Source organism: Brucella pseudintermedia (assembly GCF_008932435.1).
Taxonomy (GTDB): Bacteria; Pseudomonadota; Alphaproteobacteria; order Rhizobiales; family Rhizobiaceae; genus Brucella; species Brucella pseudintermedia.
In genome coordinates this window covers 121,486-145,291 of record NZ_WBWE01000003.1, presented here as the reverse complement: position 1 = coordinate 145,291, position 23,806 = coordinate 121,486, and the positions used below count along the sequence as shown (strand labels likewise).

Here is a 23,806-nt window from a genome sequence, read left to right as displayed (position 1 = left end):
TCACCGTATCGTGAGTTCAATCGAGACGAACAACAAACGCATTTACTGCACCTGCTTTCCAGGCCTCGCGCAACAAGGCATCGTTTCCTCCCTTCGTCGCCACAGCCGTCAACTCGTAGGTTGCGCCCGTTTCGGTCGGAAGCGTGGTCAGCGTAAATCGGGTCGAGCGAGGCAGCGATGCCTGAATCCGTTTTGCCTCTTCCAGTGTGCCAAACGAACCAAGCTCGACATATTCGCCATGTTCCTCGACCTGGCGGCGTTTCCACGCGCTGGAGATCGCATCCCTGGACAGGATGCTGCCATAGGCACGCTCCTCGGCATATGCCGTGGCAGCAAGCCGATCGGTAGCGTAACCGGCAAGGCCGCTCACACCGGCGGCATTCGCCACCCCGAAGCTGGCTCCAGGACGATGTGAAGGTACGGGAACATTTGCCGGCAGCAACGGGGCTGCTCCACCAGGCGATTCACCATAGGAAGGATCGACGGCAAAAGGTGAATTTTCGGGCATGGGCGCAGAAACCGGAACAGCGTCCATCACAGGCATTGGAACACGAGACTTCGGCGAGGTCGGTGTCGGTCCGTTCATCGCCATCATGACACCGGTTGCTGGCTGGCCGATCGCATCACCGCCACCCGGACGGTAAGACGCCATCAGGAATGCGTCGTCATTGCCATCGAGAGGAGCCCTTCCAATATACTCGACCTTCACATTCGCTGTGCCGTGGTGCTGGTAATCGAGCATTTCGGCAGCTTTCTGTGAAAGATCGATGACGCGGTCGAATTCATACGGCCCACGATCATTCACGCGCACGATGACCGAGCTGCCATTCGCAAGATTGGTGACGCGAGCATAACTTGGCAAAGGCATGGTCGGATGCGCAGCCGTCAGATGCGCCATGTCATAGACTTCGCCGTTGGCAGTCAAACGTCCGTGGAAGGCTTCGCCATACCAAGAGGCATGGCCTACCTTGACGTAATTCTTATCTTCCTTGGGATAATACCAGCGTCCCTTTACCTTGTAAGGCTGTCCGGTCTGATCTCGCCCGCCGCCACGCGGCAAGGGTTTCCCTTTGGAAAAAGCCACACGAGGACTAGCCTTCACGCCATACTTGGATTCAGCGAAATATTCCTTGGATCGCTTGCTCTTCGATTTCGGCTGCGGTGCGGACGCGCAACCCGCCAAGGCAACGGCAATAGCCATGAAAGACAGTACGGCGACTGAACCGCGCTTGTCTCGCAGCTTAGCCGCCTTTCCGTTGACCGAATATTTCAGCCCTCGTTTCGAATCCATACGCCACACGCCCGTTACACACCAAACACAACCGGAAACGCTGGTTGCGCCTTTTAGAATTCAGTGATGTCACCGATTCATTGACGGATCATTAAAGCTTTTGGAATTCCGCGCATTTGAGTCGCATTGGACACGTGCTGCTCTACGTTGGCCGATTGCGATCGCGCTTAACTGTGGAACAATCGTTGGCTAGAGACGTTGGATTTTCAACAGGAAGGAGAAAGCAATGTTGAGAGCAATGATCCTTTGGCTGATGGGTGTTCCGCTCATTGTCGTGTTGCTTATCTGGTATTTTTTCTTTTGACCGGGAACGTTCGGTCCTTTCAGCCGTTATTTATACGGCTCAAATGACCTCCGAGCCAGTCACCTAACGTCATGGAATTAGGCCCGCCCAGAAGGCGGGCCGTTTTTTTGCCCCCATCATGGCCTTGTCGCCGGGTCGGGCATATAGACTTTTATTGCGTTTCGTAGCAGGCGGAAATGGGCCGGCGTCCAGGTTGACAACTCGCCATCGGTATTGACGGCGCGGGGTTTCTTCGTGCGAACGATCACCTCTGTGGTCGGGAAAGCCCGCACGTCATCCCATTTCGAATGAGTGCCGCGGCGGAGACTTGGCAGCAGACGCAAAAGTTTCCACCAGTGATCAACCTCCAGACTGTAGAAATCCAGTTTCCCGTCATCTACGGTCGCATCCTTCTCGACCGCCATGCCGCCGCCGTAGAATTTCCCATTCCCCACAGAGACCTGCAACGTGCGGATTTTTTCCGTCATGCCGTCATGTTCCAGATAGGCCGTGAAAAGCTCCGAACGCATCAGAATGCGCGCCGCGACAATCGCATAGCCAAGCTTTCCCCACTTCTTCTTCGCGGCAGAACTCAGTTGCTGCGCCAGTTCGGCACTGAAACCGATGCTCGCGACATTGAAGTAAAGATGACCATTGACCTCGCCAAGATCGATGGCGCGCGCCTCATAGGAGGCAATTCGTCGTGCCGCCTCAACGGGATCGGCAGGAATGCCGACGGTTCGCGCAAAATCGTTTGCGGTTCCAAGCGGAAGAATTGCAAGCGGCAATCCCGTTTCCATCAATCCTTTGGCCGCCGCATTCAACGATCCGTCACCACCGCCGACAATGACAAGATCGCAATCCCTTTCACGAAGGATCACATCTGAGATAGTCTCGCCGTCTTGCGGATTTCGCTCAATGAGTTGAAGTCCGCCGCGCTCCAATGCAGACCGAATATCCGCGCTGTATCCCCTGCCATTCCGGGCATGTGGATTTACAATAAGCAGTGCCCGGCGCTTTGTGGTCTTGCCCATGGATTTCCTGTCATCTGCAACAGCCTGCAAATCGGCTGCATTCGTTGGAGCGTCATCTGCAGATGGCCTCTCAAACTCAGATATCAATGGAACGGATCATGAAAAATTTGTCACGATGCTTTAGCGTTTCGTGAGGCAACTAGACCAACGGAACGGTACGCGGAGCCCGTGAACAAACAGTTTGACGAGCGCGAAAAGAGAACATAGTTTGACAAAAGTGATTGGAATATTTCTAAAGCGATCTCATCTAACTTCTCGCTAACCTATTGAAATATATACATTCGCGGGTATGATGTAATGGTAGCCTGTCAGCTTCCCAAGCTGAACGAGCGGGTTCGATTCCCGCTACCCGCTCCAGCAGGCCTTCACTCAAGAACCTGATCTATCGAACATTCTGTCCGGTCTTCGGATCGACTTTAACCTCGACTTTCGCGCCAGACTTGGTGAAATACTCGATTTCATAATAGCCGCGATCATTCCAGTCGACCTCATCGATAAAAGCCGTATCCGCTTTCTGTTCGATTTTCGCGATAATGTCCGAAAGCTTCGCGCCTTCCGGTGGTGCGGCAAAAGCGGCAACGGTGGATAAACCAAGAAACAAGGTCGTAGCAACAAGACGCATGATTATCTCCTTTATCTATATTGATAGATAAGGGTCCGGCTACCGTCTTCAAGCCCAACGGACAATTACTTGATGATAGGGCTGATCGAACCCGTAAAGGTCTGATCAATCATCGCCGAGAGTTTTGGCTCTGCTCCAGACAAGACAACAACGATTGCAAGCATCAATATCAATGGCGCGGCAAGAATGCCGCTCCTTACTGCCGGTTCGAGAATGCGCCGGGTCTTGTTGTTTCGCGTTGATTGCCGATTTTTCATGCAACCAACAGTAGACGGATAGACTTAATCGCCCGTTAAATAATGTAGTTAATGCTTTTTTGTAATTGATAGCCGCTAGACGGCTCCTGTTTTAACGGGATCGTTGAAACCGCTCTGTCTATTGGCTTCTTCGCATGGAACGTAAAACCGTTTCACACTTTTGCTGGGAATGCTCTAATTTCCCTTGTTTCCGCGATATATATTGACGCCGAGTTCGCGAATTTTCTTGCGCAGCGTATTTCGGTTTAGCCCCAGAAGATCGGCAGCCTTGATCTGATTTCCACGTGTTGCCGTAAGACATGCGAGGATAAGGGGATATTCCAGTTCAGCCAGCACCCGATGGTAAAGCCCGGGCGGCGGCAAGTCGGAACCGAAAGAGGCAAAATAACGCTGCATGTTCTGCTCAACGGCCTGCGAAATGGAGATGTTTTCCATATCGCCACCGCCAGCGGGAACAATCTCCGGCTTGGTGAGCTCTGCTCGCAACTCCGTTTCGATAATTTCCGGCGAAATCTCTTCTTGCGGGTAAAGCGCCGCGAGCCTTCGCACGAGATTTTCCAGTTCGCGCACATTGCCTGGCCATGGATACCGGCGCATCATTTCCAGGCCAGCGGTGCTGATACGCTTCTCCGGCAGTCCCTCTTCGGCGGCTCGTTTGAAAAAATGGCGCACAAGATCAGCAACGTCCTCGCTGCGCTCGCGTAGCGGCGGCAGACGCAAAGGCACGACATTGAGCCGGTAATAAAGATCCTCGCGGAAGAGGCCCTGCGCTATCAGTTGCCGCAAATCCTTGTTGGTCGCTGCAACGATACGCACGTCGGTCTTGATCGGCGTGCGTCCGCCGACTGTCATATATTCGCCTTGCTGTAACACGCGCAGAAGGCGGGTTTGTGCTTCCATGGGCATATCGCCGATCTCATCGAGAAACAGCGTACCGCCATTTGCCTGCTCGAAGCGCCCGCTAGAGCGGTTTTGCGCGCCGGTAAAAGCGCCCTTTTCATGCCCGAACAGTTCAGACTCGATCAGATCGCGCGGGATTGCCGCCATATTGATCGCAACAAACGGTCCTTTTCGGCGGCGCCCATATTCGTGCAGGGCGCGCGCAACCAGTTCCTTGCCTGTACCGGATTCACCCGTAACCATGACGGTCAAATCCGTCTGCATCATACGCGCCAGCAAACGGTAGATTTCCTGCATCGCAGGCGAGCGGCCAACCAGCGGCATATTTTCTGCCTGCTCATCGGAAAGAGCCGCGATCGGTTTATTCTTGGGTTCTGACAGCGCTCGACCGACTATGTTGATCAATTCCGTCAGATCGAATGGCTTCGGCAGATATTCGTAGGCTCCAGCCTCTGACGCCCGGATTGCCGTCATGAATGTGTTCTGCGCGCTCATCACCACAATCGGAAGGTCCGGGCGCATCTTCTTGATACGCGGCAGAAGATCAAAGGCGTTCTCATCCGGCATATTGACGTCAGTAATAACGAGGTCGCCGTCGCCTGCCGCCACCCACCGCCAGAGCGAGGCAGCATTGGAAGTCACGCGCACATCATAGCCCGCCCGCGATAGGGCCTGGTTCAACACTGTCCGAATGGCTGCATCGTCATCCGCCACCAATATGGTTCCAGTCGGACGTCCTGCGATCATGCGTTATCTCCAGTATTTCCAGCCATATTTTTCCAGGCCGGCATTAGAACGCGAAAAGTCGTGCGGGAAGGATGGCTGTCGCATTCAATGATGCCGCCGTGATCGCCAATGATCTTCGCAACCAGCGCCAAACCGAGTCCGGAACCGTTGGTCTTCGTCGTCACGAAGGGATCGAACAGATGCGGGAGCATATCCTGTGGCACGCCGGGTCCGTTATCATGCACGCAGAACTCGAGAGGCAGGGCCACCCTGTCCCGCGCGCCCGGCACCTGCAGACGGATGCCCGGACGATAAGCCGTGGACAGGACAATCTCGCCGCCCTCACGATCACCTATGGCTTCCGAGGCATTCTTCAGCAGATTGAGGAAAACCTGCACAAGCTGGTCCCGATTGGCGAAAACCGGCGGGAGAGAAGGATCATAATCTTCAACGAAACGAATCTTCCGCGCAAACCCGTTCTTCGCAATCGCCTTCACATGATCCAGAACCGCATGAATATTGACCGCAGATCGCTCAATGGGGCGTTCGTCTGAAAAAACCTCCATGCGGTCAACCAGTGAAACGATCCGATCTGTTTCATCGGTAATAAGCCGTGCCAGCGCACGATCCTCGTCGCCGACAACCTGCTCGAGCAATTGCGCAGCACCGCGGATACCAGATAGAGGGTTCTTGATTTCGTGGGCCAGCATCGATGCAAGCCCTGTCACTGATCGCGCCGCGCCACGGTGCGTCATCTGCCGGTCGATCTTTTCGGCCATCGTCTTTTCCTTGAAGAGGATGACCACAGCGCCGGGCAACTCTGCGACGGGCGCCACGTAAATATCAACGATACGTTCCGCTCCCAGACGAGGCGATGAAACATCGACGCGATATTCATTTACCGGCATCTGGCTGGTGCGCACCTGATCGACCAGCGCTAGCAGCGGACTGCCGAAAGGCAGAAAGGATTCCAGCCGGTTGCGCGCCAGAATAGACGAGCCGGAACGAAAGAACTGTTCCGCGTCCAGATTGGCATAGGCGATATAGTTTTCAGCGCTGACCATGATAACCGGCTGGCTGATGGCGTCGAGCACGACAGAGGGAATGCCGTTCGTATCTGTTCTTTCGCGCATCAGGCAACCTCTTTGAGCGCGACTTCGCGAATTTCTCGCGTGAAGATGCGACCCAAAGCGTCGATAACGGCTCGCCGGTCGGTTTGGGTCATAACTTCCGCTTTCTCGGCAGGCATACATGCCTCACCCGCATGACGATCAAGATACCAGCCAAGGTGTTTACGGGAATGACGAATGCCCGTTGTGCTTCCATAGTGGTCGAGCATATCTTCGTAATGCTTTATAATATAATCGAGAATTTCACTTCGCGACTTTGGGACAAAGTCGCTTCCTGCGATTAGGCCGGCCAACCAAGGCTGGCCGTAAGAGGCACGTCCGACCATCACCGCATCAGCTCCGGAACGGCGCAGAATTTCCTCGGCATCGCCACGACACACCACATCTCCGTTGGCGACCAGAGGAATCCTGATTACGTCGCGAACCGCGCGAATTGCATCCCAGTCGGCCTTGCCTTCATAAAACTGGCACCGAGTACGTCCGTGGACAGTCACCATGGCGACACCGACGCTTTCGGCACGTCTAGCCAGTTCGGGCGCATTGATGCTTTTCTCGTCCCATCCCAGCCGCATCTTGAGCGTAACCGGAACATTGACTGCATTGACGGTAGCCTCAATGAGGGTCATTGCATGATCGAGATCGCGCATCAAAGCAGATCCTGAATAACCGCCTGTCACCTTCTTGGCTGGACAGCCCATATTGATATCGATGATATCGGCACCTTCTCCTTCGGCGATCTTGGCCGCCTCGCCCATCCAATGCGCTTCGCGTCCCGCGAGTTGCACGACATGCGTTCCAAGCCCTTCACCCGAAAGGCGCAGAAGGCTCTCCCTGTGACGATTGCAGAGTTCGGCGCTGGCGACCATTTCAGACACGACCATACCCGCGCCAGCTTCTGCTGCCCGCCTGCGAAAAGGAAGATCCGAAACGCCCGACATCGGCGCGAGAAAGACACGGTTGGCAAGCGCCACACCGCCAATGCTCAAAGGTTGATCGAGAAAACTCACCAATAATGCCTATTTGATGTGCACAGCGCGATTAGCACATACATTAATCAGCTTCCCTTTTCAACGCAAGGAAAAGCGCTCGGGTAATTACGATAAATCAATTGTCGTCTGGCATTTATCCGCGCAAGGCATTATTCGGCTTGGGAACACAACCTTTGACCGAGGCAACAACCATTTCAAAAATAGCAGCAGTCATTGTGGCAGCCGGTCGCGGTGAGCGAGCCGGGCAGAGCGTCGAAGGGCCGAAACAATATCGGCGCATCGGCGGCGAAGCCGTGCTTGCCCGTACGTTGCGCGCCTTTATTGACTGCTCGCTGATTGATAGCATCGTTGTCGTCATTCATCCTGACGATCACACGCTTTTCGAACGCGCCATTCCAGAAAACTGCTGCAATATTCTGGTTGTGAACGGCGGCCCTACCCGGCAAGAATCAACGCGTCTTGGTCTCGTTGCATTGCAAGACTTTGCGCCGCAATATGTGATGATCCATGACGGTGTGAGACCATTCATCAGTCAGGACCTACTGAAGCGCATCGTTGAAAACCTGGTGCCGGAGGAAGGTGTTCTGCCCGCTTTGGCTGTCTCAGACACGCTCAAGCAGTCCGCCGCGGATGGCACGGTTAGAACGACCGTACCCCGCGCGGGCCTTTTCGCCGCACAGACGCCGCAGGCATTTCCCTATGCACCTATCCTCAATGCGCATGAAAAGGCCTTCGCGATCAATCGCTCTGATTTCACAGACGATGCCGCCATTGCCGAATGGCAAGGCATCGCTGTACGGATTATCGAAGGATCGGCGGACAATACAAAGCTTACCTGGGCAAAGGATATTGAAATGGCAGACAGACGCCTGCGGCAAGATCATGTTTCGTTTCCCGATATTCGCACCGGCAATGGCTACGATGTCCATTCTTTTGAGCCCGGCGATCATGTCACCCTGTGCGGTGTGAAAATCCCTCATGAAGCAAAACTCAACGGCCATTCAGACGCCGACGTCGGGCTTCATGCGCTAACCGACGCCCTGCTTGCGACACGGGGAGCAGGTGATATTGGCACGCATTTCCCGCCTTCCGATCCACAGTGGAAAGGGGCGGCCTCCCGCATTTTTATCGAACGTGCGGTCAGTATCGTTCGTGAAGCAGGCGGTCGCATCGCCAATGTCGACGTTACCTTTATCAGCGAAGCGCCGAAAATCGGCCCGCATCGCACGGCCATGACAGAAGCGCTTTGCGACATGCTGGGCATCGCAGCGGACCGCGTCTCTGTCAAAGCGACGACCAATGAGAAACTCGGCTTTGTCGGTCGCCGTGAAGGTATCGCGGCAATCGCGACGGCAACCGTCATCTATCCCGGCGAAGTTCCGGAATGAGCGCGTTCATCGCAGAAGAAAAGGCCATTGCCGTACTGGCAGCCTGCCGGAAGGCCGGTGTAATGATCGCCACAGCAGAATCCTGCACGGGTGGATTGATAGCCGGAGCGCTGACTGACATTGCCGGATCGTCCGATGTCGTGGATCGCGGTTTTGTCACCTATTCCAATGAAGCAAAAAGCGAAATGATCGGCGTTCCGATGGAACTGATTGATCGCTTCGGCGCGGTCTCAAAGGAAGTAGCGCTATCCATGGCTGAAGGCGCACTTGCACGTTCCCGCACCGGAGTAACTATAGCCGTTACAGGTGTTGCCGGACCGGGCGGCGGTTCCGATGCAAAACCTGTCGGTCTTGTCCACATCGCCTCGGCGCGAAGGGATCACCCGACCCTCCATCGCGAATATCGTTTCGGTCCAAAAACCAGAGCTGAAATCCGCCACGAAACGGTTCTCGCCGCATTGGACCTCGTTCTGGAGAATCTTCGAGAGCCTTGAGGCGTACACTTTTATCTGCCGTGCCCTACCTTTTTTCTTGCATAGGAAAAGGAGAACATGGCGATGCGTTTTGATGGCAAGGTGGCAATCGTTACAGGTGGGGCAAGCGGCATCGGTGAAGCGACCGTTCGTGCTTTCATTCGCGAGGGAGCGAATGTTGTTATCGCCGATTATTCCGAGCACGGCCAGCAACTGGTCAACGAGCTTGCAGGCGGCAGCGAGCGGGCATTATTCGTCAAAACCGATGTAACCGACACCAAGGCCGTGCAGGCATTGATTGCGAAAACCGTCGAAACCTATGGCCGTCTCGACATCATGTTTGCCAATGCAGGCATCGCCGCAGACGGCCCGATAGACGAGCTGGACGAGGCTGCTTGGCAGAAAACTATCGATATCAACCTGACCGGCGTCTATCTTTGCGATAAATACGCCATCGATCAGATGCGCTCGCAGGGCGGCGGCGTGATTGTGAATTGCGGCTCAATCCACAGTCATGTCGGAAAATCAGGTGTCACCGCCTATGCCGCAGCCAAAGGTGGCGTGAAACTCCTGACGCAAACGCTTGCAATTGACTATGGAGCGCAAAACATTCGGGTGAATGCGGTCTGCCCGGGATATATCGACACGCCGCTGCTCAAGGATATACCTGAAGATCAGAAAGAAGCTCTGGTAGCCTTGCATCCCATTGGCCGGCTCGGCCGCGCCGAAGAAGTCGCCAGCGTCGTGCTTTTCCTGGCGAGCGACGAAGCTTCATTCGTCACCGGCGCGTCCATATTGGTCGATGGCGGTTATACAGCGCAATAAAAAGAGAGCCCGAAAATCGGGGACTAATTCAGGCCGTTCCGTAAATCTGATCGGCCCGTTTCTCGAAAGCTTCGGAAAATTTTTTGAAAGCAAGATCGAACATGGTTCCCATGAGAAGGCCGAGTGTCCGGCTCTTGAACTCATAATCGATGAAGAACTCGACATCGCATTCGCTCCCGTCTCCCACGGGTTTAAAGGTCCAGCGATTGTCGAGATAGCGAAACGGCCCGTCGAGATATTTCACATCGATGATATTCTCCGCGGGCTTCAGCAGCACCTGGCTGGTGAACGTCTCGCGTATAAGCTTGTAACCAACCGTCATGTCGGCAATGAGAAGAGCCTTGCCGTCACGCTCCTTGCGAGAGCGAACCGACAAAGCCTCACACATCGGCAGAAAATCCGGGTATTTCTCAACATCCGCGACAAGGCCAAACATTTGCTCTGCCCGGTGATGCACCCGCCTGACGGTGGTAAACTGCGGCATGTCTGATCTCAGGCCTTTGCCGCGATCTGCGCCTCGCGCGCTGCCCTCAGCTTGGCAAAATCATCGCCAGCATGATGCGACGAACGGGTCAGCGGGCTGGATGCGACTAGCAGGAAGCCCTTGGTCCGGCCAATCGTTTCGAACGACTTGAACTCGTCCGGCGTCACGAAGCGAATGACAGGATGGTGCTTGCGCGTCGGCTGTAGATATTGGCCGATGGTCATGAAATCCACATCCGCCGAACGCAGATCGTCCATCAACTGAAGGATTTCATTCCGCTCTTCGCCAAGACCAACCATGATGCCGGACTTGGTGAAAATGGTCGGATCCAGTTCCTTGACGCGCTGCAGCAGGCGGATGGAATGGAAGTAACGGGCGCCGGGACGAACCTTGAGATACTTCGAGGGAACGGTTTCCAGATTGTGATTGAACACATCCGGGCGTGCCCTAACGACGACTTCAAGAGCACCTTCCTTGCGCAGGAAATCCGGTGTGAGGATTTCAATCGTGGTCGCGGGGGCGGCTTCACGAATGGCCTGAATGACCTCGGCAAAATGCTGCGCACCACCATCGGCAAGATCGTCGCGATCAACCGATGTAATGACCACATGCGTCAGGCCCATCTGCTTGACAGCCTTGGCGACATTCTCGGGTTCATTTGGATCAAGCGCGGTCGGGATACCGGTCGAGACATTGCAGAACGCGCAGGCACGCGTGCATATCTCGCCCATAATCATGAAAGTCGCGTGCTTCTTTTCCCAGCACTCGCCAATGTTCGGGCAGCCCGCTTCCTCGCAAACCGTAACCAGCTTGTTGGAACGAACGATATCGCGCGTTTCACTATAGCCACGCGAGACAGGAGCCTTGACGCGAATCCAGTCGGGCTTCTTCAGGACAGCATTGTCCGGACGATGCGCCTTTTCGGGATGCCGTTCGCGCTTGCCTTGGTTCACCAGATCAAGAACTGTAACCATGCTTTTCCCTGCCTATCCGGGCCATTTTCAAGAATGGACCTGAAATGCTTTCAAAATCGGGTTTGGTCCTAATCCCTGCCCTCTACCCTGTCAACTTGAGCGATTTGCTACTCATCGCCGCGTCGCCAGGCCGAGAGCACGAAAGACCAGCGCCCATATGAGGCCAAACACCAGACCCGCAGCCCCCAGCGCCAAGGCGAGCACCCACACGCCGTACCAGCCAGCCATGGCCATCCCGTTGACCGATATGGTGTTGCCGCCGAGAACACTCAAGGTGCCGGCTGCAAACCCCAGCACCAGACCTCCCACGGTACACCATTTGATGATGGGCCAGGCGGCACGCCGCCAAGGCCCTCCGTTCTCGATCAGCGGAATGAGCGTCTCTCCGTCTTATGCGTTTAGTGCGCGGCCATACGCATCCAGAACGCTTTCCTTCATCATTTCCGAAAGGGTTGGATGCGGGAAGACCGAATGCATCAGTTCTTCCTCGGTCGTTTCGAGGTTCATGGCAACCACGAACCCCTGGATGAGTTCGGTCACTTCTGCACCGACCATATGGGCGCCAAGCAGCTGTCCCGTCTTCTTGTTGAAGATGGTCTTGACCAGTCCCTGATCTTCACCGAGCGCAATCGCCTTGCCGTTTGCGGCAAACGAATAGCGGCCGACCCGGATGTCGTAACCGTTTTCCTTAGCCTTCGCTTCAGTCAGCCCAACGGAAGCGACCTGCGGATTGCAATAGGTGCAGCCCGGAATCATGTTCTTTTCGAGCGGATGCACGTTCGGGAGACCGGCGATTTTCTCAATGCAGATAACGCCTTCGTGCTCGGCCTTGTGCGCCAGCATGGGCGGACCTGCAACGTCGCCGATAGCATAGATGCCTGCAACATTGGTCTTGCCATAACTGTCGATAACAACGCATCCCCGGTCGGTTTTCACGCCGAGAGCTTCGAGGCCGAGATTTTCGATATTACCCTGAACGCCAACCGCCGAAATCATGCGGTCAACCGTTAACGGCTGTGTCTTGCCGTCCTTGGTCTCGATATGGGCGGTCACATTGTTTGTGCCCTTCTCGACCTTCGTAACCTTGGCATCGGTGATGATTTTCAGGCCGCGCTTTTCGAGTTGCTTGCGCGCAAGCGCAGAAATTTCTGCGTCCTCAACCGGCATGATCTGCGGCATAAGTTCCACGACCGTCACGTCGACGCCCATGTCGTTGTAGAAAGAAGCGAACTCGATACCGATTGCGCCCGACCCCATGACAAGCATGGATTTCGGCAGTTCTTGCGGAACCATTGCTTCAAAATAGGTCCAGATCAGCTTGCTATCCGGCTCGATGCCCGGCAGCGAGCGCGGACGTGCGCCGGTGGCGACAATGACGTGCTTCGCCTTGTAGGTGCCCTCGCCCAGAACGCCCTTGGGAACAGGGTTTTGCGGCTGCATCGGCTGCTTTGAGGACTTGCCGACCGAAATTTCTACCGGATTAGAACCAGAAGCGGCTTTGGTGAGCTTCGCTTCCCCCCAGATCACGTCGATCTTGTTCTTCTTCATCAGGAAGCCGACGCCGCCGTTAAGACGTGCCGACACACCGCGCGAGCGCTGCACCACAGCCTTCACATCAGGCGTAATTGTGCCTTCCAGCTTGAGGCCGTAATCCTTGGCATGCTCACCGAAATGCAGGATTTCAGCCGAGCGCAACAGCGCCTTGGTTGGTATGCAACCCCAGTTGAGGCAAATGCCGCCCAGATGTTCACGCTCAACGATAGCCGTCTTGAGGCCAAGCTGCGCAGCGCGGATTGCGGTGACATAACCACCCGGGCCCGAGCCGATAACAATAACGTCGTAAATGTCGGCCATATTGTCCTGCCTTTGCTCAGTTCACTTCTCGGGTGAGCAGCACCCAGTCGTGTCTTTTGTCCTGCCCAATGCGTTCGATCGCTTCGAGCCGCTCAATTTCCTTGAAACCATGGGCGCCGTAAAGGGAGAGCGCCACATCGTTGTGGCTTTCAGTTATGAGGCTGATCGCCGGATTACCGTTTCGCCGCGCTGTCTCTATCTCCTTCGCGACGAGCGCGCGGCCAATACCCTTGCCGCGAAACTCCCGATAAACGCCAACGCTGTCTATGAAACGGTTGCCTATCACCTTGCGCTGCAGATCGATCAATTGATCGAGAACCGGATGCTGCGAGGGTGTTTCGTTCAAACTGTCATCGAGTGTGAAGCCGATGGAGAGTCCAGCAATGTCGCCAGCCCATTCGGCAATCGTCGTGCTCTGCCAGCCTTCGGAACCGTCGGCGCGCATATACTGCCGGCCACGTTCCATGGCCGTTTCGGTTCGTCCGTCAAGAACCGCACCATACCAGAGCCATGATGCAAAGCCATGCGAAGAGATATCGACCAGAATCGCTATCTCTGCGGCTTCACGGCGTTCAGCCGGGCGTAGATTCAGTTGTCCAGCCATCCAAAAACCTCAGGCGTCGCGCTTGAAAAAACGCGACGCCCCTGAAGTTGATCAATCAGACCAGCATACCCATCGGGTTTTCGATGTGGCGTTTGAAGGCCTGTGCAAGTTCAGCAGCCAATGCGCCATCGACCGCACGGTGATCGGTTGAAAGGGTCACGGACATAACGGTCGCGACCTTGATTTCACCGTTCTTGACCACTGCACGCTGTTCACCTGCACCGATTGCGAAAATGGTCGCATGCGGCGGATTGATGATCGCGGCAAAGTCCTTCACGCCGAACATGCCAAGGTTGGACACGGAGGTCGAACCGCCCTGATATTCTTCAGGCTTCAACTTGCGATCACGCGCACGCTTGGCAAGATCCTTCATCTCGTTGGAAATCGTAGACAATGTCTTCGAGTCCGACTGACGAACGATAGGCGTAATCAAACCGCCCGGAATGGAGACTGCAACCCCCACATCGGCGCGCTTGTGCTTGACCATGCCGCCTTCGGTCCACGACACGTTGGCGTCCGGAACATCGCGCAGCGCCAGAGCCGTTGCCTTGATGACCATATCGTTGACCGAAAGCTTGTAGGCCGGAACCTCTCCCTTTTCGGTCTTGATCATCGGCGATGCGGCATTGATCTGCGACCGCAGGGCGAGAAGCGCATCCAATTCGCAATCGATCGTCAGATAGAAATGCGGAACAGTCTGCTTCGATTCCACCAGACGACGAGCAATCGTCTTGCGCATGCCATCGTGTGGAACGATCTCGTAACTGCCTTCTTCAAAGAGCTTGAGAACGGCATCGTCCGACATCGGCTTCGGCGCGACGGCAGAGGCAGCTTCCGCCTTCGGCTGAGCAGCCTTCGCGCCGCCGGAAGCCAGAGCGGCTTCCACATCGCGCTGAACGACGCGACCATGCGGGCCGGTGCCCTTCACAGCAGCAATATCGACACCGGATTCCTTGGCGATGCGACGCGCGAGCGGTGAGGCGAACACGCGGTCGCCCTTCTGGGTGGCTGCACTCGCAGCAGCAGGCTGCTCTGCCTTGGCCGGTGCAGGTGCAGTGGCCGGCTTCGGCTCTTCCTTCGGAGTTTCAGCTTTTGCCTCGGCTTTCGGAGCAGACGCTGCGCCCTTGGCCGCAGCCGCCACATCCTCGCCTTCTTCGGCGAGGATAGCGATCAGCGCATTGACCTTGACGCCTTCGGAACCGGCGGGAACCACGATCTTGGCAATCGTGCCTTCATCCACAGCTTCAACTTCCATCGTGGCCTTGTCGGTCTCGATTTCAGCGATGACATCGCCAGGAGCGATCTTGTCGCCTTCCTTGACCAGCCATTTCGACAGGTTGCCTTCTTCCATCGTCGGAGAAAGCGCTGGCATGGTGATATTGATCGGCATGTCCAGACCCTTTCTGTTTAAGCGGTATAGGTAACGGCTTTCACCGCTTCGACCACTTCGGCGACAGTCGGCAGCGCCAGCTTTTCCAGATTTGCCGCATAAGGCATCGGAACATCCTTGCCAGCAATGGTCAGGATCGGCGCATCGAGATAGTCAAAAGCCTGCTGCATGACGCGGGTAGCAATTTCCGTACCCACCGACGACTGCGGGAAACCTTCTTCCACGGTCACCAGTCGACCGGTCTTCTTGACCGATTCGACGACGGTCGGAATATCCATCGGGCGGATGGTGCGCAGATCGATGATTTCAACATCGATGCCCTGCTCGGCCAGCTCTTCCGCCGCCTTGACGGCGTAGGTCATGCCGATGCCGAACGAAACGATGGTTGCATCCTTGCCCTGCTTGTGGATACGGGCCTTGCCGATCGGCAGAACGAAATCATCAAGCTTCGGCACATCGAAATGATGACCATAAAGAATTTCGTTTTCGAGGAAGATCACCGGATTCGGATCGCGGATAGCTGCCTTCAGCAAGCCCTTGGCGTCGGCTGCCGTGTACGGCATGACGACTTTCAGACCCGGAATATGACTGTACCAGGCGGCGTAGCACTGCGAATGCTGGGCAGCAACGCGCGCAGCCGCACCGGACGGACCGCGGAAGACCATAGGAGCGCCCATCTGTCCACCGGACATATAAAGCGTCTTGGCAGCAGAGTTCACGATCTGGTCAATTGCCTGCATGGCAAAATTGAAGGTCATGAATTCAACGATTGGGCGCAAGCCTGCGAAAGCAGCGCCAACGCCGACACCGGCAAAACCGTGTTCGGTAATCGGTGTGTCGACAACGCGCTTCGGGCCGAACTCGTCAAGAAGCCCCTGCGTTACCTTGTAAGCACCCTGATATTCGGCAACTTCTTCGCCCATCACGAAAACGTTCGGGTCGCGGCGCATTTCTTCGGCCATCGCATCGCGAAGCGCTTCACGAACGGCCGTGGAAACCATTTCAGTGCCAGCCGGAATGTCCGGATCAGATGCAACTTCGAGGGCTGGAGCCTTGGGGGCAGCCGGAACAGCGTCAGCCTTCTTTTCTTCCGCCTTGGGTTCTTCCTGGGCTTCGGTCTTCGGTGCTTCAGCCTTTGCAGCCGGAGCAGCGCCAATATCGGAAGCACTTTCACCGTCACCAAGAAGCACGGCAATCGGCGTATTGACCTTTACGCCTTCGGTGCCTTCGTCGACAAGAATCTTGCCGATTGTACCTTCATCGACAGCTTCGACTTCCATCGTCGCCTTGTCGGTTTCAATTTCGGCAATCACATCGCCGGACGTAACCTTGTCGCCTTCTTTCTTCAGCCATTTAGAGAGTTTACCCTCTTCCATGGTTGGGGAAAGTGCGGGCATGAGAATTTCTACGGGCATGACAACACCTTCCTGGAATTAGAGCAGAATATCCGTGTAGAGCTCGGATGCATCCGGCTCTGGATCGTTTTGAGCGAAATCAGCAGAATCAGCGACAATATCGCGGACTTCCTTGTCGATTTCCTTCAGCTCTTCCTCGGTTGCCCAACCCTTTTCGATCAAGCGCTGCTTGACCTGCTCAATCGGATCATGCTCGGAGCGCATCTTCTGCACTTCTTCCTTCGAGCGGTACTTCGCCGGGTCCGACATGGAGTGACCGCGGTAGCGATAGGTCTGCATGTCGAGAATAATCGGCCCCTTGCCGGAACGCGTCCATTCCACAGCGAGATCGCCAGCCGCCTTGACTGCACGAACGTCCATGCCGTCCACCTGGATGCCAGGAATATTGAAAGAAAGACCACGCTTCGAGAAATCCGTTTCCGCCGACGAGCGCGAAACGGACGTACCCATCGCATAACGATTGTTCTCGATGATGTAGACCACGGGCAGCTTCCACAGCGATGCCATGTTGAAGCTTTCGTAGACCTGCCCCTGATTGGAGGCGCCATCACCGAAATACGTCAGCGTTACGTTATCATTATCGCGATAGCGATTCGCGAACGCCAGACCTGTGCCGAGCGAAACCTGCGCACCGACGATACCGTGACCGCCATAAAAGTTCTTCTCTTTGGAGAACATGTGCATGGAGCCGCCCTTGCCTTTGGAAAGGCCGCTGCGACGTCCGGTCAGTTCAGCCATGACGCCGCGCGCGCTCATGCCCGCCGCAAGCATATGGCCGTGGTCACGATAGGCGGTGATGACCTGATCACCTTCCTTCAGCGCCATCTGCATGCCAACCACCACGGCCTCCTGGCCGATGTAAAGGTGGCAGAAACCGCCAATGAAGCCCATGCCATAAAGCTGGCCGGCCTTTTCTTCGAAACGCCGGATCAACAGCATTTCCCGATAAGCGTCCAGCTCCTGCTTCTTGTCGAAGTTTGCAGGCGCGGGTGCCTTGGGTGCATTTACAGAAGACGCCTGCGTTTTGCTTGCAGGCGTCTTTTTAGCCCTCGGTGCCATATCTCGCTCCCTAAATTGTCGTTCTATTGTGACGTTATACAGGCATATCACAAGATACAATATGCGCCCAGAGCATAGCTGCTATGTCGCCAAGCTCTTAAAAACATATCACAAAAAGACAATTAACCGGATTTCAGTTAATTCGATCGATCTTCCCGTGATGTGATTATCGTCACTTCATCGGGATGGGAGAGATTAAGCGCCCTGCGCGCCTGCTCGTCAAGCATATCCTTCTCGATGGAACCGTCACGTAAAAGTGTGACTCGTTTTTCCAGCGCGTTGCGATCAGCAGTCACCTGTTCGAGCTGTTTGGCCAGCAGGCTTTTCTGCTCTTCCAGTTGGATACGCGAATAGAGACCATATTCGCCGTGATAGGCGTGGAAGCCGAAATAGCTGAGAAACGCAGCCGTCAGAATGGGCAATACAAAACGCCCACGGATCGATTTACGTTTCTGCTTGGTCCACATTTCGACTCCCTTCCCGGACATCCGGAGCCGCTACGAATCCTGCGGGCGGCATCGTTCCGAATTCCACCATCAAGCATTATTTTGCTTAACAGAGATTTACCAAGATCACGTGTCGAAAGTCGTCGGGCAGCGTTTTTGCTGAAATGTTGAAGGGACGCACCCTGGAGCGAGCGATCTAAACCCAGTCAAGAATCGAGAACGGCTTGCCACTCCAGCAAGCCGCCCCCCCCTGCCACCAAAACGGTTGATCGGATCAGACATCTATAATGGTGGAGAAGCCGCCGAAGATCATGCGCTTGCCGTCAAATGGCATCTGATCGCCCATTGTCTTCATGCGCGGATCGCTCATCATCTTGCTATTTGCAGCATCTCGCGTTGCCTTGTCAGGATATTCGAACCAGGAAAACACCACCTCCTCGTCCGCCTCTGCTTTGACCGCGCGGCGAAAATCTGTGATCTTGCCTTCTGGCACATCATCTCCCCACGCTTCGACCATCCGCGTAACGCCAAACTCTTTGAATAACACCGCCGCCTCTGCAGCATGTTTGCGATAGAGTTCTTTGTTCGCCCTTGGTACGGCGACAACAAATCCTTCGATATAAGCCATTTCTCTCTCCCGATTGACATCTCCGCCCAAAGTTTCGAGCACTCCTGCTAATGCAAGTACCAAGCTCGCATGCGGTGTATTTATATTGATATCAATACAAATACGGTTCGTCAAATCCTCCGTCCAATCGAAATGCGATACTTTCAACTGCAGAGCTCGTCCCTCAACTGGACCGAGCCAGACCGACTGCATCTAAACAATGAGAGTAGTTTAAAAATTCCCCTCGAACGACAGTCACATATTAGAATAAATACAAATAAAAAATAACATAACTGTCAAAAAAAATTAAACTAAATATTCCATACTCGATCCTTAGTGCTATAATTGAATTATATTTTTAGCGAATATCAATTTTAAATTTAAAGGACAATGAAATGGATGAAATAATAATAAAGCGTTTTCCATGCATTATCATGTCATTATTTCCCGCTCTCTGGGGTATATTCAGCCTTCTTAATAATACAGCTGATTTTTCAGGAACTGCCGAAAATGCAATCCGGCCACTTTTAGCTATGTCCGACACTTATGGTATTCCTGGTCAGACATGGCGTGCGATTACCGCAAGTTGGGTCCCCTATGCAGGTCTTGCTGTGATCACAGCCATGGAAACGTTAGCGGGCGTGCTCGCCACTATCGGATTTGTAAAAATGGTCGTCAATCTTCGTGGCAGCTACGCGAAATTTTCGTCGGGCAAAAACTGGACAATTCTTGGTGCATGCTGCGCTGTTGCCGTGTGGGGCATTGGCTTCATGGTTATCGCTGGGGATTGGTTCATGGCATGGGAAACAAAAGAAAACTCCCTCAACACACAGTTGGGCGCCCTCCTTTATGCGCTTCCATCGATGATGTGCATCGTTATCATGTTCTCCCACAGAGAAAGCGACGCCTGAAGTAAATGGAACGATACGCTCCATAAACTGGAAACGGCAGCCATCAGGCTGCCGTTTCCTCATCCTCTTGCGATAGAAATTAAAGGAATTTCAGTGCGCTGCGGCCTGCATAGCGAGCCTGCTTGCCAAGTTCTTCTTCGATACGGATGAGCTGGTTGTACTTCGCCGTACGGTCAGATCGGGCCAGCGAGCCGGTCTTGATCTGGCCGCAGTTGGTAGCAACGGCGAGATCGGCAATCGTCGAATCCTCGGTTTCACCCGAACGATGCGACATGACAGCCGTGTAGCCGGCCTTGTGCGCTGTTTCGACAGCATCGAGCGTTTCCGAGAGCGATCCGATCTGGTTAACCTTGACGAGAATCGAATTGGCAACGCCCATGCGGATACCATCGCGCAAGCGGGCCGAGTTGGTAACAAACAGATCGTCGCCGACAAGCTGGCATTTGTTGCCGATAAGATCGGTCAGATATTTCCAGCCTTCCCAATCGTCTTCAGCCATGCCGTCTTCGATCGTGACGATAGGATAATCGCTGGCGAGCTTGGCAAGATACTTGGCCTGCGCCTTTGGATCGCGCGTCTTGCGTTCACCTTCATAAACGTAGTTTCCGTCCTTGAAGAACTCGGTTGCAGCGCAATCGAGGCCAAGAGCGATATCTTCACCCGGCTTGAAGCCAGCCTTCTCGATCGATTCCATGATGAAATCGAGCGCGGCCTGGGCGTTCTTCAGGTTCGGGGCAAAACCACCTTCATCACCCACATTGGTGTTATGACCGGCATCCTTCAGACGCTTCTTGAGCGTGTGGAAAACTTCCGAACCGTAACGAACAGCCTCACGAACGGATGAAGCGCCAACCGGAAGAATCATGAATTCCTGGAAGTCGATCGGATTGTCGGCATGTGCGCCACCATTGATGATGTTCATCATGGGAACCGGCAGAACATGAGCGTTTGCGCCACCGACGTAGCGGTAAAGCGGAAGGCCGGCCGCCTGAGCTGCAGCCTTGGCAACGGCAAGCGACACGCCCAGAATTGCGTTGGCGCCGAGATTGCCCTTGTTGGCTGAACCGTCGAGCTCGATCATCGTCTGGTCGATAAGCAGCTGGCTTTCTGCATCCAATCCGGCAATAGCATTGAAAATCTTGCCGTTGACGGCTTCAACAGCCTTTTCCACGCCTTTGCCAAGATAGCGGCCGCCGCCGTCGCGCAACTCCACGGCCTCATGTGCGCCAGTCGATGCGCCGGACGGAACGGCAGCGCGTCCGAAAGAGCCATCTTCAAGTACGACGTCTACTTCGACGGTCGGGTTGCCGCGGCTGTCGAGAATTTCGCGGCCGACGATGTCGATGATTGCAGTCATAGGAACCAGTCCTTCCCTATAGATTGCCCCGCCATATCCGCGAGGCGCTTAACAAATCCGATGCGGCCATTTCTTAGCGCATAATCCTGAAGCTTTGCAGAAAAGATTATGCACCGAGCCAGTTTTTAAGCCTTAGCGAAACAAAAGGCGGAGGAAAATCCCCCGCCTTTTTAAATTCTCCGAGAACTGTTTAAAGCCCCTTGGCGATACGATCGAAAGCCATGAGCTTTTCAAGAAGTGCAGGCATCTTATCTACCGGCACCATATTTGGGCCATCGGACGGGGCGTTATCCGGATCCTGATGCGTTTCGATGAAGAGCCCCGCAACACCGACAGCCACAGCTGCCCGAGCCAGCGTTTCTACAAACTCGCGCTGCCCGCCTGACGAACCGCCCTGCCCGCCCGGTTGTTGTACGGAATGGGTCGCATCAAACACAACCGGCGCGCCAAGACCAGCCATGATCGGCAGCGAGCGCATATCTGAAACGAGCGTATTATAGCCGAAAGATACGCCACGTTCGGTCGCCAGAACATTCGGATTGCCGCTTTCCGTGATTTTGGAAAGGACATTCTTCATGTCCCATGGCGCCAGAAACTGACCCTTCTTGACGTTCACAGCACGCCCGGTCTTGGCGGCAGCGATCAGCAGATCGGTCTGACGGCAGAGGAATGCGGGGATTTGCAGGACATCGACCACAGGAGCAACTTCGGCGCACTGCTCTTCCGTATGAATATCCGTCAGCACGGGAAAACCGAACTCTTTCTTGAGGTCGGCAAACACTTCCATCGCCTTTTCGAGGCCGATACCGCGCTGCGCCTTCAACGAGGTGCGATTGGCCTTGTCGAAGCTGGACTTGTAGACCAGGCCAATGCCGAGCTTGTCGGTCATTTCCTTGAGGCGACCTGCCATGTCGAAAGCGTGTTCGCGTGTTTCCATCTGGCACGGGCCCGCAATCAGGGCAAATGGCGCACTGTTTGAAAAGGTAACGTTTCCGATTTTTACGGATGAATTGGCAGCCGCCATGACATGAACCTCGATACTGAATGCCTTTCAGGCACCTTATCTGGCGTAAAGGCGGGTCGAAAACAAGACCGTATCCTGAAAGCCGAAATGAAAACGCGCCCCGAGAGGCGCGTTCAGATTTTAGACCAGACGACTCTGCTCTATCGCCGCTTCAATAAATGAAGCGAAGAGCGGATGCGGTTCGAACGGACGGGATTTCAGTTCCGGATGGTACTGAACGCCTATAAACCAGGGATGGTCAGGATATTCGACGGTTTCCGGCAAAACACCATCCGGTGACATGCCTGCAAAGTTCAGTCCGGCTGTTTCCAGACGTTCCTTGTAGTCGATATTGACTTCGTAGCGGTGACGATGGCGCTCGGAAATGTCCGTCGAACCATAGATTTCCGCGATCTTCGACCCCGGTTTCAGCGCCGCTTCATATGCGCCGAGACGCATCGTGCCGCCAAGGTCGCCTGCTGCAGCACGCTTTTCGAGCATATTGCCCTTCAGCCACTCGGTCATCAGGCCGACAACTGGCTCTTTGGTCGGACCGAACTCGGTTGAAGACGCATTCTGGATCCCGACCAGATTACGCGCTGCCTCGATGCATGCCATCTGCATGCCGAAGCAGATACCGAAATACGGAACCTTGCGTTCACGGGCGAATTTCGCGGCAAGGATCTTGCCTTCCGCACCACGCTCACCGAAACCGCCCGGCACCAGAATGCCGTGTACCTTTTCCAAATAGGGAGCCGGATCTTCGCTTTCAAAGACTTCTGCTTCAATCCAATCGAGATTGACCTTCACCTTATTGGCAAGGCCGCCGTGATAAAGCGCTTCGATCAGAGACTTATAGGCGTCCTTGAGGCCGGTATATTTGCCGACAATGGCAATGGTCACTTCGCCTTCTGGGTTGTGGAGACGGTGGGAAACTTCTTCCCAGCGATCCATTCGCGGCTTTGGAGCCGGATCAATACCGAACGCCGACAGGACTTCCGAATCGAGTCCTTCCTTATGGTAGGCAATCGGAACATCGTAGATCGTGGCCACGTCGAGCGCCTGAATGACCGCGCTTTCGCGGACGTTACAGAACAAGGAAAGCTTGCGCCGCTCCGATTCCGGAATCTCGCGGTCGGCGCGAACCAGAAGGATATCTGGAGCAATGCCGATAGAGCGCAGCTCCTTCACCGAATGCTGGGTAGGCTTCGTCTTCAATTCGCCCGCCGCCGGGATATACGGCATCAGGGTCAGATGGATGTAAACCGCCGTACCGCGCGGCAGTTCATTGCCAAGCTGTCGAATGGCTTCGAGGAACGGCATGGCTTCGATATCGCCAACCGTGCCGCCGATTTCGCAAAGCACGAAATCGTAATCTTCGTTGCCTTCCAGGACGAAATTCTTGATCTCGTCGGTCACGTGCGGAATGACCTGAACCGTCGCACCGAGATAATCGCCGCGGCGTTCCTTTTCGATGATGTTGCGGTAGATGCGACCGGTGGTAATGTTGTCCTGCTGGTTGGCGGGACGACCGGTGAACCGCTCGTAATGGCCCAAATCAAGGTCAGTTTCAGCACCATCGTCAGTGACGAACACCTCACCATGCTGGTAAGGCGACATCGTGCCGGGATCGACATTCAGATAGGGGTCGAGTTTACGGATACGCACGCGGTAACCACGTGCCTGAAGGAGTGCAGCCAGTGCTGCGGCAGCTATGCCTTTTCCAAGGGAAGAAACCACGCCGCCAGTGATGAATACATATCGCGCCATGGGCTTATCTCGTT

General features: G+C 54.9%; 23 protein-coding genes and 1 tRNA gene. 5 read left to right on the top strand and 19 right to left on the bottom strand.

What is annotated here, in order from left to right; all coding sequences use genetic code 11:
• Positions 1 to 16 precede the first annotated feature (16 nt).
• Together F9K78_RS05265 and F9K78_RS05260 are read right to left on the bottom strand one after the other, a co-directional pair.
• Positions 17 to 1,291, bottom strand: coding sequence for a septal ring lytic transglycosylase RlpA family protein (locus F9K78_RS05265; RefSeq protein ID WP_121983226.1), 1,275 nt, complete (start codon positions 1,289 to 1,291; stop codon positions 17 to 19).
• 420 nt (positions 1,292 to 1,711) lie between these two features.
• Positions 1,712 to 2,608 (bottom strand): lipid kinase, encoded by an 897-nt coding sequence (locus F9K78_RS05260; protein ID WP_121983227.1) that lies wholly within the window; start codon positions 2,606 to 2,608, stop codon positions 1,712 to 1,714.
• A gap of 283 nt (positions 2,609 to 2,891) precedes the next feature.
• Here F9K78_RS05260 and F9K78_RS05255 point away from each other — a divergent pair.
• Positions 2,892 to 2,965, top strand: a tRNA-Gly gene (locus F9K78_RS05255).
• Between the two features lie 25 nt (positions 2,966 to 2,990).
• Here F9K78_RS05255 and F9K78_RS05250 read toward each other — a convergent pair.
• From F9K78_RS05250 to dusB, 4 genes are all read right to left on the bottom strand, one after another.
• Positions 2,991 to 3,230, bottom strand: a complete 240-nt coding sequence (locus F9K78_RS05250; RefSeq protein ID WP_121983228.1) for a PepSY domain-containing protein — start codon at positions 3,228 to 3,230, stop codon at positions 2,991 to 2,993.
• A gap of 431 nt (positions 3,231 to 3,661) precedes the next feature.
• The gene (gene ntrC, locus F9K78_RS05240) at positions 3,662 to 5,134 is read right to left on the bottom strand and encodes a nitrogen regulation protein NR(I) (RefSeq protein WP_121985252.1); all 1,473 of its coding nucleotides are present in this window, start codon (positions 5,132 to 5,134) and stop codon (positions 3,662 to 3,664) included.
• Positions 5,131 to 6,246 (bottom strand): two-component system sensor histidine kinase NtrB, encoded by a 1,116-nt coding sequence (locus tag F9K78_RS05235; protein WP_121983231.1) that lies wholly within the window; start codon positions 6,244 to 6,246, stop codon positions 5,131 to 5,133. The genes ntrC and F9K78_RS05235 overlap by 4 nt, the downstream gene beginning before the upstream one ends.
• Positions 6,246 to 7,250 carry a tRNA dihydrouridine synthase DusB gene (gene dusB / locus F9K78_RS05230; RefSeq protein WP_186443287.1) on the bottom strand — a complete coding sequence of 335 codons (1,005 nt, stop codon included), beginning with the start codon at positions 7,248 to 7,250 and terminating at the stop codon, positions 6,246 to 6,248. The genes F9K78_RS05235 and dusB overlap by 1 nt, the downstream gene beginning before the upstream one ends.
• A 140-nt stretch (positions 7,251 to 7,390) precedes the next feature.
• On the opposite strand from dusB, the gene F9K78_RS05225 reads away from it, so the two are divergent.
• The 3 genes from F9K78_RS05225 to F9K78_RS05215 all read left to right on the top strand — a co-directional run bounded on the left by F9K78_RS05225 (position 7,391) and on the right by F9K78_RS05215 (position 9,918).
• Positions 7,391 to 8,620 (top strand): bifunctional 2-C-methyl-D-erythritol 4-phosphate cytidylyltransferase/2-C-methyl-D-erythritol 2,4-cyclodiphosphate synthase, encoded by a 1,230-nt coding sequence (locus F9K78_RS05225; protein WP_151682096.1) that lies wholly within the window; start codon positions 7,391 to 7,393, stop codon positions 8,618 to 8,620.
• A complete protein-coding gene (locus F9K78_RS05220) occupies positions 8,617 to 9,114 on the top strand; it encodes a CinA family protein (protein WP_121983233.1) in 498 nt (165 codons plus the stop codon). Before F9K78_RS05225 ends, F9K78_RS05220 begins: the two co-directional genes overlap by 4 nt.
• A 63-nt stretch (positions 9,115 to 9,177) precedes the next feature.
• A complete protein-coding gene (locus tag F9K78_RS05215; RefSeq protein WP_121985257.1) occupies positions 9,178 to 9,918 on the top strand; it encodes an SDR family NAD(P)-dependent oxidoreductase in 741 nt (246 codons plus the stop codon).
• 28 nt (positions 9,919 to 9,946) lie between these two features.
• On the opposite strand, the gene F9K78_RS05210 is transcribed toward F9K78_RS05215, so the two are convergent.
• The 10 genes from F9K78_RS05210 to F9K78_RS05165 form a co-directional block, all read right to left on the bottom strand.
• On the bottom strand, positions 9,947 to 10,402 hold the full coding sequence (locus F9K78_RS05210; RefSeq protein WP_121983234.1) for a type II toxin-antitoxin system RatA family toxin: 456 nt from the start codon (positions 10,400 to 10,402) through the stop codon (positions 9,947 to 9,949).
• Positions 10,403 to 10,410: 8 nt separating this feature from the next.
• Positions 10,411 to 11,376: a lipoyl synthase gene (gene lipA / locus F9K78_RS05205; protein WP_121983235.1), complete on the bottom strand. Its 966-nt coding sequence runs from the start codon at positions 11,374 to 11,376 to the stop codon at positions 10,411 to 10,413.
• A 111-nt stretch (positions 11,377 to 11,487) separates the two neighbouring features.
• Positions 11,488 to 11,685, bottom strand: a complete 198-nt coding sequence (locus tag F9K78_RS05200; RefSeq protein WP_121983236.1) for a hypothetical protein — start codon at positions 11,683 to 11,685, stop codon at positions 11,488 to 11,490.
• A gap of 81 nt (positions 11,686 to 11,766) precedes the next feature.
• Positions 11,767 to 13,230 carry a dihydrolipoyl dehydrogenase gene (gene lpdA / locus F9K78_RS05195; RefSeq protein ID WP_121983237.1) on the bottom strand — a complete coding sequence of 488 codons (1,464 nt, stop codon included), beginning with the start codon at positions 13,228 to 13,230 and terminating at the stop codon, positions 11,767 to 11,769.
• A 16-nt stretch (positions 13,231 to 13,246) separates the two neighbouring features.
• Positions 13,247 to 13,834, bottom strand: a complete 588-nt coding sequence (locus F9K78_RS05190) for a GNAT family N-acetyltransferase (protein WP_121985253.1) — start codon at positions 13,832 to 13,834, stop codon at positions 13,247 to 13,249.
• A gap of 55 nt (positions 13,835 to 13,889) precedes the next feature.
• Positions 13,890 to 15,206, bottom strand: coding sequence for a pyruvate dehydrogenase complex dihydrolipoamide acetyltransferase (locus F9K78_RS05185; RefSeq protein WP_412842090.1), 1,317 nt, complete (start codon positions 15,204 to 15,206; stop codon positions 13,890 to 13,892).
• 35 nt (positions 15,207 to 15,241) lie between these two features.
• Entirely contained in the window at positions 15,242 to 16,639 is a 1,398-nt protein-coding gene (locus F9K78_RS05180) for a pyruvate dehydrogenase complex E1 component subunit beta (RefSeq protein WP_121983240.1), read from the bottom strand.
• An 18-nt stretch (positions 16,640 to 16,657) separates the two neighbouring features.
• On the bottom strand, positions 16,658 to 17,698 hold the full coding sequence (gene pdhA / locus F9K78_RS05175) for a pyruvate dehydrogenase (acetyl-transferring) E1 component subunit alpha (protein ID WP_121983241.1): 1,041 nt from the start codon (positions 17,696 to 17,698) through the stop codon (positions 16,658 to 16,660).
• 137 nt (positions 17,699 to 17,835) lie between these two features.
• Positions 17,836 to 18,165 carry an FtsB family cell division protein gene (locus F9K78_RS05170; RefSeq protein WP_010660005.1) on the bottom strand — a complete coding sequence of 110 codons (330 nt, stop codon included), beginning with the start codon at positions 18,163 to 18,165 and terminating at the stop codon, positions 17,836 to 17,838.
• A 253-nt stretch (positions 18,166 to 18,418) separates the two neighbouring features.
• Positions 18,419 to 18,772, bottom strand: a complete 354-nt coding sequence (locus F9K78_RS05165) for a DUF1428 domain-containing protein (protein ID WP_121983242.1) — start codon at positions 18,770 to 18,772, stop codon at positions 18,419 to 18,421.
• A gap of 374 nt (positions 18,773 to 19,146) precedes the next feature.
• Here F9K78_RS05165 and F9K78_RS05160 point away from each other — a divergent pair, with 374 nt between their 5' ends.
• On the top strand, positions 19,147 to 19,662 hold the full coding sequence (locus F9K78_RS05160) for a DUF2165 family protein (protein ID WP_121983243.1): 516 nt from the start codon (positions 19,147 to 19,149) through the stop codon (positions 19,660 to 19,662).
• Between the two features lie 79 nt (positions 19,663 to 19,741).
• On the opposite strand, the gene eno is transcribed toward F9K78_RS05160, so the two are convergent.
• The 3 genes from eno to F9K78_RS05145 form a co-directional block, all read right to left on the bottom strand.
• Entirely contained in the window at positions 19,742 to 21,019 is a 1,278-nt protein-coding gene (eno, locus tag F9K78_RS05155) for a phosphopyruvate hydratase (protein WP_121983244.1), read from the bottom strand.
• A 190-nt stretch (positions 21,020 to 21,209) separates the two neighbouring features.
• Positions 21,210 to 22,043 (bottom strand): 3-deoxy-8-phosphooctulonate synthase, encoded by an 834-nt coding sequence (gene kdsA, locus F9K78_RS05150; protein ID WP_121983245.1) that lies wholly within the window; start codon positions 22,041 to 22,043, stop codon positions 21,210 to 21,212.
• Positions 22,044 to 22,163: 120 nt separating this feature from the next.
• On the bottom strand, positions 22,164 to 23,792 hold the full coding sequence (locus F9K78_RS05145) for a CTP synthase (RefSeq protein WP_121983246.1): 1,629 nt from the start codon (positions 23,790 to 23,792) through the stop codon (positions 22,164 to 22,166).
• Positions 23,793 to 23,806: the final 14 nt, after the last annotated feature.

Coding starts and splice junctions, on each gene's coding strand:
- pdhA (WP_121983241.1), bottom strand. CDS start 17,698: ATGGCACCGAGGGCTAAAAAGACGCCTGCAAGCAAAACGCAGGCGTCT.
- lpdA (WP_121983237.1), bottom strand. CDS start 13,230: ATGGCCGACATTTACGACGTTATTGTTATCGGCTCGGGCCCGGGTGGT.
- F9K78_RS05265 (WP_121983226.1), bottom strand. CDS start 1,291: ATGGATTCGAAACGAGGGCTGAAATATTCGGTCAACGGAAAGGCGGCT.
- kdsA (WP_121983245.1), bottom strand. CDS start 22,043: ATGGCGGCTGCCAATTCATCCGTAAAAATCGGAAACGTTACCTTTTCA.
- F9K78_RS05160 (WP_121983243.1), top strand. CDS start 19,147: ATGGATGAAATAATAATAAAGCGTTTTCCATGCATTATCATGTCATTA.
- lipA (WP_121983235.1), bottom strand. CDS start 11,376: ATGGTTACAGTTCTTGATCTGGTGAACCAAGGCAAGCGCGAACGGCAT.
- F9K78_RS05180 (WP_121983240.1), bottom strand. CDS start 16,639: ATGCCCGTAGAAATTCTCATGCCCGCACTTTCCCCAACCATGGAAGAG.
- F9K78_RS05165 (WP_121983242.1), bottom strand. CDS start 18,772: ATGGCTTATATCGAAGGATTTGTTGTCGCCGTACCAAGGGCGAACAAA.
- F9K78_RS05170 (WP_010660005.1), bottom strand. CDS start 18,165: ATGTGGACCAAGCAGAAACGTAAATCGATCCGTGGGCGTTTTGTATTG.
- F9K78_RS05145 (WP_121983246.1), bottom strand. CDS start 23,792: ATGGCGCGATATGTATTCATCACTGGCGGCGTGGTTTCTTCCCTTGGA.
- F9K78_RS05210 (WP_121983234.1), bottom strand. CDS start 10,402: ATGCCGCAGTTTACCACCGTCAGGCGGGTGCATCACCGGGCAGAGCAA.
- ntrC (WP_121985252.1), bottom strand. CDS start 5,134: ATGATCGCAGGACGTCCGACTGGAACCATATTGGTGGCGGATGACGAT.
- F9K78_RS05220 (WP_121983233.1), top strand. CDS start 8,617: ATGAGCGCGTTCATCGCAGAAGAAAAGGCCATTGCCGTACTGGCAGCC.
- F9K78_RS05250 (WP_121983228.1), bottom strand. CDS start 3,230: ATGCGTCTTGTTGCTACGACCTTGTTTCTTGGTTTATCCACCGTTGCC.
- F9K78_RS05185 (WP_412842090.1), bottom strand. CDS start 15,206: ATGCCAGCGCTTTCTCCGACGATGGAAGAAGGCAACCTGTCGAAATGG.
- F9K78_RS05190 (WP_121985253.1), bottom strand. CDS start 13,834: ATGGCTGGACAACTGAATCTACGCCCGGCTGAACGCCGTGAAGCCGCA.
- F9K78_RS05235 (WP_121983231.1), bottom strand. CDS start 6,246: ATGCGCGAAAGAACAGATACGAACGGCATTCCCTCTGTCGTGCTCGAC.
- F9K78_RS05260 (WP_121983227.1), bottom strand. CDS start 2,608: ATGGGCAAGACCACAAAGCGCCGGGCACTGCTTATTGTAAATCCACAT.
- eno (WP_121983244.1), bottom strand. CDS start 21,019: ATGACTGCAATCATCGACATCGTCGGCCGCGAAATTCTCGACAGCCGC.
- F9K78_RS05215 (WP_121985257.1), top strand. CDS start 9,178: ATGCGTTTTGATGGCAAGGTGGCAATCGTTACAGGTGGGGCAAGCGGC.